The 12432-nt window shown below is 47.3% G+C and carries 10 protein-coding genes and 3 pseudogenes; 4 read left to right on the top strand and 9 right to left on the bottom strand.

The features are described from left to right. Positions 1–177: 177 nt before the first annotated feature. Positions 178–1260: a glycerol dehydrogenase gene (locus MPHASIOC01_RS09295; RefSeq protein ID WP_353614439.1), complete on the top strand. Its 1083-nt coding sequence runs from the start codon at positions 178–180 to the stop codon at positions 1258–1260. A gap of 50 nt (positions 1261–1310) precedes the next feature. Here the strand turns inward: MPHASIOC01_RS09295 and MPHASIOC01_RS09300 are convergent, their stop codons facing one another. The 6 genes and pseudogenes from MPHASIOC01_RS09300 to MPHASIOC01_RS09325 all read right to left on the bottom strand — a co-directional run bounded on the left by MPHASIOC01_RS09300 (position 1311) and on the right by MPHASIOC01_RS09325 (position 5434). Then, positions 1311–2696, bottom strand: coding sequence for a heavy metal sensor histidine kinase (locus MPHASIOC01_RS09300; RefSeq protein ID WP_181869500.1), 1386 nt, complete (start codon positions 2694–2696; stop codon positions 1311–1313). Next, positions 2689–3273: a winged helix-turn-helix domain-containing protein gene (locus MPHASIOC01_RS09305; RefSeq protein WP_213906411.1), complete on the bottom strand. Its 585-nt coding sequence runs from the start codon at positions 3271–3273 to the stop codon at positions 2689–2691. The genes MPHASIOC01_RS09300 and MPHASIOC01_RS09305 overlap by 8 nt, the downstream gene beginning before the upstream one ends. A 56-nt stretch (positions 3274–3329) precedes the next feature. Further along, positions 3330–4451 (bottom strand): annotated as a pseudogene (gene tnpC / locus MPHASIOC01_RS09310) (IS66 family transposase); the annotation flags it as partial. A 35-nt stretch (positions 4452–4486) separates the two neighbouring features. Beyond that, positions 4487–4816, bottom strand: a pseudogene (locus MPHASIOC01_RS09315) (DUF4158 domain-containing protein); the annotation flags it as partial. Between the two features lie 83 nt (positions 4817–4899). Beyond that, a complete protein-coding gene (locus MPHASIOC01_RS09320; RefSeq protein ID WP_016151372.1) occupies positions 4900–5199 on the bottom strand; it encodes a type II toxin-antitoxin system RelE/ParE family toxin in 300 nt (99 codons plus the stop codon). Beyond that, positions 5192–5434 (bottom strand): type II toxin-antitoxin system ParD family antitoxin, encoded by a 243-nt coding sequence (locus MPHASIOC01_RS09325; protein WP_016151373.1) that lies wholly within the window; start codon positions 5432–5434, stop codon positions 5192–5194. The genes MPHASIOC01_RS09320 and MPHASIOC01_RS09325 overlap by 8 nt, the downstream gene beginning before the upstream one ends. 283 nt (positions 5435–5717) lie before the next feature. Between MPHASIOC01_RS09325 and MPHASIOC01_RS09330 the strand changes: the two genes are divergently transcribed. The 3 genes from MPHASIOC01_RS09330 (at position 5718) to MPHASIOC01_RS09340 (ending at position 7598) form a co-directional block, all read left to right on the top strand. Further along, complete coding sequence (locus MPHASIOC01_RS09330; protein WP_001067855.1) at positions 5718–6422, top strand: IS6-like element IS26 family transposase; 705 nt, start codon at positions 5718–5720, stop codon at positions 6420–6422. 5 nt (positions 6423–6427) lie between these two features. Next, a complete protein-coding gene (locus MPHASIOC01_RS09335; RefSeq protein WP_353614446.1) occupies positions 6428–6715 on the top strand; it encodes a hypothetical protein in 288 nt (95 codons plus the stop codon). 322 nt (positions 6716–7037) lie between these two features. After that, positions 7038–7598, top strand: a complete 561-nt coding sequence (locus MPHASIOC01_RS09340; RefSeq protein ID WP_353614238.1) for a recombinase family protein — start codon at positions 7038–7040, stop codon at positions 7596–7598. Between the two features lie 80 nt (positions 7599–7678). On the opposite strand, the pseudogene MPHASIOC01_RS09345 reads toward MPHASIOC01_RS09340, so the two are convergent. The 3 genes and pseudogenes from MPHASIOC01_RS09345 to MPHASIOC01_RS09355 all read right to left on the bottom strand — a co-directional run. Continuing rightward, positions 7679–9892 (bottom strand): annotated as a pseudogene (locus MPHASIOC01_RS09345) (Tn3-like element ISShfr9 family transposase); the annotation flags it as partial. Positions 9893–10164: 272 nt separating this feature from the next. After that, complete coding sequence (locus tag MPHASIOC01_RS09350) at positions 10165–11034, bottom strand: UvrD-helicase domain-containing protein (protein ID WP_353614447.1); 870 nt, start codon at positions 11032–11034, stop codon at positions 10165–10167. 286 nt (positions 11035–11320) lie between these two features. After that, complete coding sequence (locus MPHASIOC01_RS09355) at positions 11321–12361, bottom strand: DNA-binding protein (protein ID WP_353614448.1); 1041 nt, start codon at positions 12359–12361, stop codon at positions 11321–11323. Positions 12362–12432 lie beyond the last annotated feature (71 nt).

A 12432-nucleotide genomic window follows, 5' to 3' on the forward strand; every position in this document is an offset into this window, starting at 1 on the left:
AGCATACTAATGCTTATTACTTCTGACAGTCGGTTTGACACCGAGGTCATAAAAGCTGGAACAAAACCAGAGATATCCTTCACCACTTACCTCACCAAACCTAATATAAACCTTATCGCTACAATGGATTTTCATTGCAGTCCAAAACACACATAAAAAAGGTTAAAGGTTTGAATTATGGACAAAATTATTATCAGCCCAAGCAAATACGTCCAAGGTGAACAAGTACTTACATCTATCGCTCACTATGTGAAAACATTAGGTGAACGTCCGTTAGTCATTGCCGATGAGTTCGTGACTAACCTGGTTGGTGATGACGTCAAACAAAGCTTTGCTGACGAAAAGCTTCTACTCACTATGAACATTTTTGGTGGCGAATGTTCACGCGTTGAGATTGAACGCATAACGGACATTTGTGCCACTCAAAAACACGATGTCATTGTCGGTATTGGTGGCGGTAAAACCTTAGATACAGCTAAGGCCGTTGCGTTTTACACCAAAATTCCTGTCGTGATGGTTCCTACGATTGCCTCGACTGATGCGCCAACCTCTGCTCTTGCGGTGATATACACACCTGAAGGTGAGTTTGCAGAATATTTGATGATCCCTAAAAATCCAGACATGGTCATCATGGATACATCAGTCATCGCCAAAGCCCCTGTTCGCCTACTGGTATCGGGGATGGGCGATGCGCTCTCCACCTACTTTGAAGCTCGTGCCAACATGACCTCTGGTAAGGCAACAATGGCAGGTGGTTTAGCGACGCGTTCAGCGCAAGCTCTTGCGAAGCTCTGTTATGAAACCTTGCTTGAAGATGGTGTAAAAGCAAAAGCTGCGGTAGAAAATGGTGTGAGCACCAAAGCGGTAGAAAATATTATTGAAGCCAATACATACCTAAGCGGTATAGGTTTTGAAAGCAGTGGCCTAGCAGGCGCTCACGCTATTCATAACGGCCTAACCAAGCTCGAAGAGTGTCACCATCTCTATCATGGTGAGAAAGTCGCGTTCGGCACACTTGTTCAACTGGTGCTAGAAAACGCAGCGATGGAAGAGATTAATACGGTTCTCGCCTTCTGCCGATCGGTAGGTCTACCAACCAACTTATTTGATATGGGCGTTAAAGAGCTTAATCACGATAAATTGCGCGAGGTCGCCGAAGCTTCAACGGCCGAGGGAGAAACCATCCACAATATGCCATTCCCAGTGACGGCAGAAAATGTCTACTCTGCAATTCTAACCGCTCATCAACTGGGCCAATAACCCAAATAAAAACGAGTTTGAGTCTCAAAAGGCAAGCCAAGGTTTGCCTTTTATGCTTCAACGGACTTATCACTTCCATTGACACCTGCCGATGGCAACATCAAAACAAACCGCGTCTTGTCTTTATCTGATGTTACTTTTATCTGTCCTTCATACGCTTGCACGATAGATTGGGTAATCGACAAACCTAGCCCTGCACCGACACTACCTACATGTTGGCGAGATTTATCTGCGCGATAAAATCGGTCGAAAAGGTACGGTAAGTTTTGCTCGGCAATGGAGTCACCTTGGTTGCTGACCGATATCGTAACCCATTCATCAACCTCTTGAACGTCAATCACAATGGTTGAATCAGCATACGCATGGCGAATCGCGTTGGAGAGCAAGTTGCCCACCGCACGCTCAAACATGTTTTTGTCCATATAGAGCTGACCGTCGCCTGAGTTCACGATTCGAACCTCGGCATCTTCGGCCAATATTTCAAAATACGCGACCAAGCGGTCGATTTCCTCCCGCACCGCAAACACTTCGTCATGGCGATGAATGAGCTTGTTTTCAGCCTTGGCAATGTAGAGCAAATCGTTGATGGTTTTCGTGATGCGGTTGAGTTCTTCTAACGTTGAGGCAATCGCATCCTGATATTCCTCAGGCGTTCGACATGCACCTAAAATGACCTGATTTTGCGTAGTAATGTTGGTGAGTGGCGTTTTTAACTCATGTGCTATATCAGAAGAAAACTCGCTCAAGCGGCGAAAACCAGTTTGCAACCTATCGAGCATCGCGTTGTGTTTGTTGGCTAACTCGCGCAGTTCTATTGGCAACGAATCGGGGTCGAGACGAATGCCCATTTGCTCTGGGGATATCTGTTGAATGTGCTGATTCAACCCCACAATCGGCTTCAACCCACGTTTTACAATCCAACCGCTCAACGCGGAAGAAATCACAAACGCCAAACCGAGCGCCCAAAACAAAATCCAGTCGAGTTTATCCAAAAACAAAATATGGTGGTTGATACTCATGCCGAGCACCACCTGATACTCCCCAGCTTGAAACGCAAACGCGCGGATATTCAGCGAGTCCTCACTCCATTCGATGGCGCGCTCGTGATTTAAAACCTGAGGTGAGCTAATGCTATAGGCTCGGTTCTGAGGAATCGTCAGGCTCGAATTCTGATACACGTTCTGCTTGCCTTCAAACACCCACATGTAGAGCGTGCTGTTATTCGCTTGCTTGAACACATCCTCTGGCGAGCGTTTTAACGCTTTCTCAATGGCGTTGAACTTACTGGAAATATAGCTGAAATCTTGCGAATAAAAGTGGCGCTCAATGGCGTACTGTAGGATGAAAGCCAAAGAAAAATAGGTCACGAACGTCATGCTAACAAACATCAGCACGAGCTTATTTTTCATGGAAAAAGGGAGCGAAAACTTAGGCATCACAACTCTCTTCGAGTTTGTAGCCCATCCCTCTGACAGTGTGAATCAGTGGTTTATCGAACGGTTTGTCCACTTTGCTACGCAGACGTTTGACCGCCACATCAATCACATTGGTATCGCTGTCAAAGTTCATATCCCACACTAACGACGCAATAGTGGTACGTGAAAGCACTTGGCCAGTTTTGCGCATCAACAACTCAAGCAGGGCATATTCTTTGGCGGTAAGCGACATCGACTGCCCCGCGCGCGTGGCAACGCGTTTGATCATATCAAGTTCTAAATCTGCCACACGTAATGTTTGCGGCGATGCGACCACTTGCGCGGAAATATGATGACGAAATACGTTTTGAATACGCGCCAGTAGCTCCGCAAACGCGTAAGGTTTTACGACATAGTCATTGGCACCCAGCTCAAAACCGCGCACGCGATCTTCCACTTGCTCCTTCGCTGTCAGCATGATCACTGGGGTGTGAATCCCACTACTGCGCAATGTATTAAGCACCTGCCAACCATCGAGTTTAGGCAACATAATGTCGAGGAGGATTAAGTCATATTCTTCACTGGTAGCGTGATACAGCCCATCGACCCCATCATGTACTAGTAACTATTCACCCACGAGCTATTGACGACGGTTTACGCTAAAAATACTGGCGCCTGATAATCAACTTTCAACATGTGATGTTCGACGATTTCACGCAGCCATTTATAAGCAGAGACCTGCTGAAGTTTGGCTGTTTCTATCAGCGAGAACATTCGTTCGCGGAACTGGTCGCCTCGATATGAGCGAGTCACGTAACAACACTTCCTCATCAGTATGTAATTACGGAGAACTCGCTCCGCTGCGTTGTTTGTTAACGGGCACTCGGAGTCGTCCATAAACCGCCAGACCATGGCATCATCAGCGATGAGGTTTCGACATCTACCTCGATATCGTTTTGAGCATTGATAACTACCCAATTTGAGCCAATGAAGCCAGCTCTTTCGTAACCGCCTGAGTCGGCGGTAATATTGGCTTTCGGTAATTTCTTCTTCGATATATCGGTGATGACACCTGAATACGCTATGAGCGATTAAAGCGAGTTTTTCTCCGATTTTTTGGTTTTCAGGACAAACGCTTTCCTCGATAGCGATGACGTTCCTTAATATGTGAGCCCAGCATAATTGGCGCTTAGATTCGTCGATATATTTGTAGGCAGAATATTGGTCAGTCACTAAAAGGTGTGAAACCGCTTCACCAAGTAGTCGTTTGGCAGCATGTTGGTTTCTTCCGCTGTTAATTTGGAAAAAGGCTACGTTATTGCTGAGTGCGGCCCACATCCAGCGTTTATCATTATTGCGCTGATGCGAAGTCTCATCAGCCATAATCAGTTTAGATGCTTTGACTGTTTCATGAATTTGAGTATGAGTATCGGCTAAGTATTCAGTGACTCGTCCTTGCGCCGCTGATATTGCACCTGTTGAGAAGTTAAGCTGGAAGACGTCTTTCAACATAGATTGTATTTTACCTATGCTTTGGTGGTGCTGCGTCGCCTGGATTGCGATAAAGCTATGTAGATTTGGCCCCATTTGAACATCGGGCACATACTCTGGAAGCTCCGCTTGGTGTTTATCACCACACCATGCGCACTCGCCTTTAAAGATTTGATGTTCAACAAGCGTGTATGAGATATCTGGCAAGTCAAAGATTTGGTGTCGTTTATAAGGTTTTCGATTTGGAATAACACACCCACCGCAGTGGCATATCTTATTCGGTAAATATTGCTCAACCGAGGCACTGTCTTCAACTGATTGCGGATCAGAGCGGTATGCTCGCGGCGTGTGGTTTCGCGCTGAGAATAGTCAGACAAAATACCAATATTGGTTATATTCAGTTGCCTTGCGACAAACCATTGGGTATTCGTTGGGATTTGATTTAAATCGATCAAGAAAGTACCAAGAAAGCGAACACAACCTAATTGCAGCGCAACTCCAAATCGATTGTGTTCACCACGTCTTTGTGTAATAAAAGCTAAGTCAGCCTCGTCCAAATGGAAGTACCGCGCCAATTGAACATCATTCGGCTCCCCATTAAATTGCCCGTAACTATTTTTTTGTTCAGTGGTTAAAAAATCTACGGGCATAGCCAAAACCTCTTATTGGTTACACAAACTCAAATCAGTGACGTATTGTTTTCCCATTTCCGGCATGTAAGCCATGAGGAATTTTAATAAATATCTGGATGGAAATGCCGCAATGGTTCCATTTGCTGATGAAGAATACGGATTATGTAAATACTATGAGGTTGTGGGCGATAAAAAATAGCATGTTTATGGTGATCGTGGCGGCGAAGCCCTTCGGCAATTTCGGGGCACTCGTAACCCATCAAAGGTTGTTCTGCAAGCGTTAGCAAAACGTCATGCATACTGTCTGTATAAGCATCTGCTTGCTCTATGCCAAAGTTCAATAGGGTGTATTCAAAGATATGCTCAAAGTCTTCTGCGGCGAGGTTGGAAAGTTTATACATTGTGTCTCTGCTTTACTTTAGTCGCAATGTCATGAAGTGATAATGAGCATTGACCACTCTGCTCTCCGGCTTCAATCGCCATTTTTAGAGCCGTGGTTTGTTTCTCTTGCCTTTCGAGTAGCCGCAATGCAGAACGAACTACTTCGCTTGTTGAGCCATAGCGACCAGTCGCTATGAGTTGGCCGACAAACTCATCTAGCTGAGACCCAATCGTAACACTAGTTGTGCGTGACATATTTCCACCTACATGTGTGAATAATTAACACACCAATAATAGGTCAACTAAAATTCAAAATCAAATCACGATCTTCGTATGACAATGAAGTATACTTATAAGTCACACGTAAAAATTGACACGAAAAGTAGATTTGTCATAACCTATTTGTCACACTTGTTTAGATCATAATCTAAATGTCACTTTGAGGGGCTTATGTACATCTTTGGATACTTAAGAGGGCACTGTTGCAAATAGTCGGTGGTGATAAACTTATCATCCCCTTTTGCTGATGGAGCTGCACATGAACCCATTCAAAGGCCGGCATTTTCAGCGTGACATCATTCTGTGGGCCGTACGCTGGTACTGCAAATACGGCATCAGTTACCGTGAGCTGCAGGAGATGCTGGCTGAACGCGGAGTGAATGTCGATCACTCCACGATTTACCGCTGGGTTCAGCGTTATGCGCCTGAAATGGAAAAACGGCTGCGCTGGTACTGGCGTAACCCTTCCGATCTTTGCCCGTGGCACATGGATGAAACCTACGTGAAGGTCAATGGCCGCTGGGCGTATCTGTACCGGGCCGTCGACAGCCGGGGCCGCACTGTCGATTTTTATCTCTCCTCCCGTCGTAACAGCAAAGCTGCATACCGGTTTCTGGGTAAAATCCTCAACAACGTGAAGAAGTGGCAGATCCCGCGATTCATCAACACGGATAAAGCGCCCGCCTATGGTCGCGCGCTTGCTCTGCTCAAACGCGAAGGCCGGTGCCCGTCTGACGTTGAACACCGACAGATTAAGTACCGGAACAACGTGATTGAATGCGATCATGGCAAACTGAAACGGATAATCGGCGCCACGCTGGGATTTAAATCCATGAAGACGGCTTACGCCACCATCAAAGGTATTGAGGTGATGCGTGCACTACGCAAAGGCCAGGCCTCAGCATTTTATTATGGTGATCCCCTGGGCGAAATGCGCCTGGTAAGCAGAGTTTTTGAAATGTAAGGCCTTTGAATAAGACAAAAGGCTGCCTCATCGCTAACTTTGCAACAGTGCCGTCGAAATCGGCTACAAACCCGGCGCGTGGTACGGCCGTTCGGCATCGCCTTATTGGTTTTAGCGCGGCCTTCTTGCTGGGGGTCAGTTTGGATATCGAAAATTATTGTACAAAAGTGGTAAAAACCAAACAAACTGCCACTTTTACGAAACAAAACAGCGAAAAACTGACACAAATTACCAGTTTCGCAGAACAAGCAGCAAGAACTGGTAAAGTTTTACTACTACAAGTTGCCACTTAGCAGTATGAAACTTTATTGCTTAGGATGATACTTTATTATATGGGATGAAACTTTATTATCCGCATATAAATCTCTCGTCAACCAGTGAGTAAAGAAAACCCTCGTTTTATTAACCAACTCGCATAGTCCTGAAAGGCAACGGAGTTACAATGCAAACAAAGTAAATATACTCGGTTAATATTTCAATGTTAATATACCTCCTAGAGTTAAGAGTAATTTAACTTTTACGAGCGATGACCGGATAGCTGCGACAACTGCCAACGTTTTAGATCCGGTGGGAGCACCTAAAAATTTGTAAAGTTAGCTGGAGAGTGAGAAACACATGCTGGTTGGTTATGCGCGGGTCTCGACCGACGATCAGAACCTCAACTTACAACGGGATGCTCTCGACCAGGTCGGATGTGAGCAGATCTTCGAGGATCAGCTGAGCGGTGCCAAGGCAGAGCGTCCAGGGCTGCACCGGGCTTTGCAGTACGCGAGAGCCGGTGACACCCTAGTGGTTTGGCGAATGGATCGACTGAGCCGGTCACTCAAAGACTTGATCGAGATGGTGACATTGCTGGAATCCAAGGGAATCGGATTGAAGAGCCTCCAGGAAGCCATCGACACGTCTTCCAGCTCAGGCAAGCTGATCTTCCATATCTTCGGGGCGCTGGCCGAGTTTGAACGCACCCTTATCCGTGAACGTACTCAGGCGGGCCTCCAGGCTGCGCGAGCGCGTGGCCGCAAAGGTGGCAGGCCTAAGGCACTCAATAAGGACAAACAGGCACTGGCCGTAAAGCTTTACGACGAGAAGAAACACACGGTAAATCAGATCTGCGAAATGATGGGGATCTCAAAGCCCACGCTCTACAAGTACATTGAGGCGGCCAAAGGCAGGTGAATTTCGTGCAGGCATTTACGGTTTGGGTTGGCTCTGCGAGGGCGAAACCGTAAATTTCTGTTCAAATGCCCCCGCTACTCCATATAGTGTGATTCGTGCTCGTTGGAACCGATGATCCGAGCATTGAGGGCGCTGTGGTTGGCCACCAGTGTCATGGCCGTGATCCCTTTGTTGGTGCCGAAATACTTAGAGGAGTACCGGGTTTTAAAGGTTTCCAGATGGGTTTCGAATTTCTGACCATCCGCACTGGCATGCAGCTGGTCCTCCTGAATATGGTAGTGGCGGAAGATGGGTAGCGCTGCAACCGCATTATTGATCACGTCGCTGGCGTCATGCAGCGTTTCAGGCCGGATATAGTTGGCCTGCACCGTACTCAGGTGTTCATAGCTTCGATCGGAGATCTGCGCCATGCCATACACACCACGGTGAGTGGCGTTGGCAATCAGAATGGCCAGTAAATCATCCTGATGAGTGAACCCTTGTTTTTGTATCGGAAGTACATGAGTCAGACATTTCATGAACCCGGTTTCGCGCTCTACATACCGCAGTACATCCGCGATACCGACCGGTTGCATTCGCTTAAAAAAGGGATTGTTGACCAGAGATGTAGCGCTTTTGGTCGGCAGACGCCAGCGGGTACCGGTACGATTTTTCATGATCACATTTCGATTGTCTCCCTCATCAATATGGAGAGCAACGTCTTTGAGTGCACTTTCCAGCCGGTGTTGTTTCTCCTGTAACAATAACTCTGCGGGCTGTTTTAGTCTGTCCAGTGTTGATGAGGCCAGCAAGGTATCCTGCGATGTCTGGGGGATCAGGTCGTCTTCCAGTGCGCGGTATTTGGTAACATTTGGCAAATAAATGCGTCCATTCAGTCGTGAGGTTAACTGCCGGTAGAGCAGCCATTCGTAACGTTGCGGGTTAACGTTATCCTGTTTAACCAACCATGGGAGGTGCTTTTTCGGGATGAGCGACGTATCCATCGTCTTCAGTGGTCCACCGAATGCGATTTCCGTCTGCATCTGTTGAAGTTGGGCGACGACGGCTTCTGAGCCTTTACCGGCCTCACATTCAAGGCACAAGAACACCTGCCTTAACAGTTGCTCCAGGAGATTGCATTGTTCATCGTAATGTTGCCACTGGTACTCTTCCACGGTCCGTTTCTGTTTTTTCAGGTAAAGGCAGAGGGTCTGGATATCCCTGTCATTCATGACCTTCAATGCCTGTTGTCTGACTACTGAGAAGGGTTGATTATCATCAATGTTCTCATCCACAAACAGATGCAGTAACTCTGCCGCTTTCGTGACATTGTCCGCGGCTGACTGCCAGGACAGGAACACTGCTTGTTGTGCAAAGGTGTTGGCAGCTTCTTGTTGCTTGCGGATATGGTAAATGAACCCATCAGTTAACCGTTCCAGTGCCAGTTGTATCCGCTCTGTCAGGTGACATAGCAACCATAGATGCTGCTGTGCGCGTTTGAATCGTTTGAGTTTACTACCGTAATAGTTGATGAGCTCACCGAAGTGTTGTCGATTTTTAAGAGACAGATTAAGCCCATCGATAACGCCATTGATTTGCGTGCGCCATGGCGCTAACTGATGATAAAGGGCAAGCTCTTTTTTAAGTTCAGGTACGGTCAGACTTTTTGCACCGCCTCTGAGCTGGTTCAGGCTTAGTCCGTCATCAATGGCTGTTATGCTGTCCAGAAAGACGTGAAGTTCAGGACTGGTGAGTTGATTAAGTTGGTGCGCCAGGTCTTTTCTGACCTGCTGCATCGCTCTGCTTATCAGTCTCTGGAGTACGGTGTACCTAGGGATAGCAATGCTGTGACTGGTTAGGAATTCAATAGCAGTATCAAAGAGGTAACGCGGCTCCAGCCAGGCATTGCCCACCTGAACAAGGTGGTCGAAAAGAGAATTGAAGTGCTGACTTTCGTCCCATTTGTGATAACCAGCAAGGTCTAATACTTTTGCGTAGAGTCGATCTTTTTGTTTTTGTGAGGGAGTGAATGGTCTGAGCCCCTTGCCGCCAAGCAGCTCTTTACTGATGAACATTAAATCCTTAGAAACCTGCGAGTAAGCGATATCTAGGATGACGGGCTTTGATTTGAAGTATCCCAAAATCGCGACAAAGTAACATCTATGAGCTCTGAGACGAATTGACCGAAAAACTGCCAATTCCGCATCGTTCAGAGAAAAGTACAGACGTTGTTCTTCGATTGAAAAAATGGGTGGGGAATAAAGATTTGCCTGTTCTGCTCTCGTGAGAATAGTAATTTCGTTTTTGATGGCCATATCAGGGCTGTTCCGTATTAAATGTACGATATTTACCTAATTTGCCACACTTATAAGTAGTAACCCACCTCCGCAGCCATTTATTGGTGTGGTCTACAGAGGATTATGTCTTTTTAGAGGGGAAAATCCCTAGAACCCCATTTTGGTCCGGAACAGAATATTCCAGTATGACCGCTTATAGTACTGCATCTTAATCTTCATTGTGATTGCGTTCAGAGCACCCATTGACATCGGGAGGAAGTCCTTATAGTACGTTTTCGTTCCATTGGGCTTCAGACCCCATCTGCTGGTCCCCGGCCAACAACAGGTCGTGTTTCACCTTTGAGTTCAAGAAGGGCGTTTGCCACTAGGGAAACGTTAGGGCCAAAGCGGAAGCTATGAGTGAGATAGAGTTGGTCGGCGTTCATGAGCTCTTTGCTATCAAGGGCGTTATTTGCGCCTCTGAACCTATAGATCTGCTGGTGGCGATCTCCAACCAGGATTACCTTGCAGTTCTGCTGTAGGACGATGCTACTTGTTACGGGGTTAGCGTCTTGTGCCTCATCAAAAAGAATGGTGGTGTACCGGCGAGACAGATTCGGCATCCCGAGCTGATACTGTTTGAGGTAGCAGTCGTGTACGGTCGGGAACGGATCTTGAACGTTTGTCATCCGTTTCCATATGAGCTCAGCACCTTCGACCACCTGGATTTGGTATCTCTCCTGTTTGGACGTAAGCACTTTACCCGTATCGGCGCGAGCAAAATGCGTATAAAGAATCCGCATGTCTGCACTGCACATAAAGGCGTTGAGCGTATCGAGAATATCTTTGGCAAACGTCCAGTTCTTGGTATTCACCGCTTGGGCAATATCGGTGAGCCTTAGGTTGCCGGAGAGTTTGTGCTGGTAGCCTCTTCCTATAGTGGCGTAGGCAAGCTGGTGGGACGTTTTGCAGTCTACGTTTGCAGGAAACTTTTCTCTTGCCTCGTCGCGGATAGCCCGGTTGTATGCCAAGTAGAGGATACGTGAATCGAGGTTGTTGTGGGCGTACTTCACCAGTGTCGTGGTTTTACCCGTTCCAGCGTAGGCCTTAACGACAAGGCGAGGCCCTTTGTACTGAGTGATCAGTGATTGTTCTGGTGTGTCAGGAGGAAGTTGTTTCATGATGCCCCCTACGACAAACACATCTGGAGAGTGATGCGCTTCTTTTGTGTCGAGAGGAACGTACTGATCCGCTTTTCTTCTCGGGGGAGGGATACTTCACAATCCAGATCTGTCCACCAGTCTGGGGCTTTACCTTGAGCCACCTCCGTAACCCAACTATGGAGACGGTGTAACCAGCGATAGTCGCCAATAGATGAGGTGGCTAGTGTCATAGCCTCCTCAATCTTGGTTTGAAGAGCCGCAGCTCTGTGTCGCCACTCTTCTGAATATTTAGCCTTTCGCGCCATCAGTTTTCCTCTTTCTTTTTCCCTCCCTTACCAGCTTTAACGAGCTCTTGCTCCAACCCAGAAATTTTGGTCAGTGCATCATTGAGTCTTTGTTCGAGGCTCTTGGCCTGCTGGTCTTTTTCCTGCAACTGACCAGCCATCATGCCTTTGTCTTGAACAAGAGCGCGAGCTTCTGCTTCGGCGCTGGATAATTTGGCGTCCAGCTTTTCTACCTCTCCAGATAGGCGCTGGCACTCTCGTTCAGCGGATTCGCCATGAGCTTTGGCTGTGGCAAGGGAGTCCTGTGATTGGGCCAGTTTGGCCTGTACATTTTCGAGCTGCTCTTTCAACGATGTATTTTGTTCCTGAGCGGCCCGGAGCTTTTCTGTCTGCTCTATATTCTTGCCTTTTTGCACCTCCAACTCACCCTCTGTAGTTGCCAATTTTTGGCTCAAAGAGCGATTTTCGCTTTCAGCTTGCTCCAGGTGATCCTGTGCTCGGGTCAGATCTGCGGCTTTCGCCTCCAGCTTGTCTTCCAACTCAACGATCCGCTTTTCCAACTTATCAATGTCAGCCAGTGAGCGTTCTAGCTCCGCAGACTTGAGGGATAGCGAGTTTTCCGCCTTACCTAGGGCCGCATCGAGCTCTGTTTTTTTGTTGGTGAGAGCTTCAAGTTGTTCTTCCAGTAGTTCAGCCCGTTCGGTGGCATCATTTGCCATGTCCACGGCTTGCTGCATATCTTCCTGGTACTCAAGCTCTTTCTGTCGTAGCAGTTCACGCTCGCGCTCAAGCTGCTCATCGGCGCTTGCTTTGGCTACCGTATAGATCTTCTGTAGGAAGAGCTCAGCATCACTCATAACCGATTCTGGAAGGACTACCTCTACCGGCTCCTCATCGAGGGAGTGTTCCTCTGACCACTGTTTGAGATACGTTGAAATGGTGGTAAAGCTCCCCTTGCCAATGATGTCTCTGATAGCGATGACCGTTGGGCGTTTACCGGCATCCTTGAGCTTCTGGGCCGCAGCCGCTACATCGTCAAACTCAACCAATTTTCTTGCCATGAGAACGTTCCTTTTAATTTGTAATATTTATGATAATTACGGTAATACGGTAATTATCATAAATATATATC

This window comes from Mangrovibacter phragmitis (assembly GCF_040429585.1).
Classification (GTDB): Bacteria; Pseudomonadota; Gammaproteobacteria; order Enterobacterales; family Enterobacteriaceae; genus Mangrovibacter; species Mangrovibacter phragmitis.

Excerpts from the sequence above, each read along its gene's own strand:
- MPHASIOC01_RS09355 (WP_353614448.1), bottom strand. The coding sequence starts at position 12,361 with ATGGCAAGAAAATTGGTTGAGTTTGACGATGTAGCGGCTGCGGCCCAG.
- MPHASIOC01_RS09320 (WP_016151372.1), bottom strand. The coding sequence starts at position 5,199 with ATGTATAAACTTTCCAACCTCGCCGCAGAAGACTTTGAGCATATCTTT.
- MPHASIOC01_RS09330 (WP_001067855.1), top strand. The coding sequence starts at position 5,718 with ATGAACCCATTCAAAGGCCGGCATTTTCAGCGTGACATCATTCTGTGG.
- MPHASIOC01_RS09340 (WP_353614238.1), top strand. The coding sequence starts at position 7,038 with ATGCTGGTTGGTTATGCGCGGGTCTCGACCGACGATCAGAACCTCAAC.
- MPHASIOC01_RS09295 (WP_353614439.1), top strand. The coding sequence starts at position 178 with ATGGACAAAATTATTATCAGCCCAAGCAAATACGTCCAAGGTGAACAA.
- MPHASIOC01_RS09325 (WP_016151373.1), bottom strand. The coding sequence starts at position 5,434 with ATGTCACGCACAACTAGTGTTACGATTGGGTCTCAGCTAGATGAGTTT.
- MPHASIOC01_RS09300 (WP_181869500.1), bottom strand. The coding sequence starts at position 2,696 with ATGCCTAAGTTTTCGCTCCCTTTTTCCATGAAAAATAAGCTCGTGCTG.
- MPHASIOC01_RS09350 (WP_353614447.1), bottom strand. The coding sequence starts at position 11,034 with ATGAAACAACTTCCTCCTGACACACCAGAACAATCACTGATCACTCAG.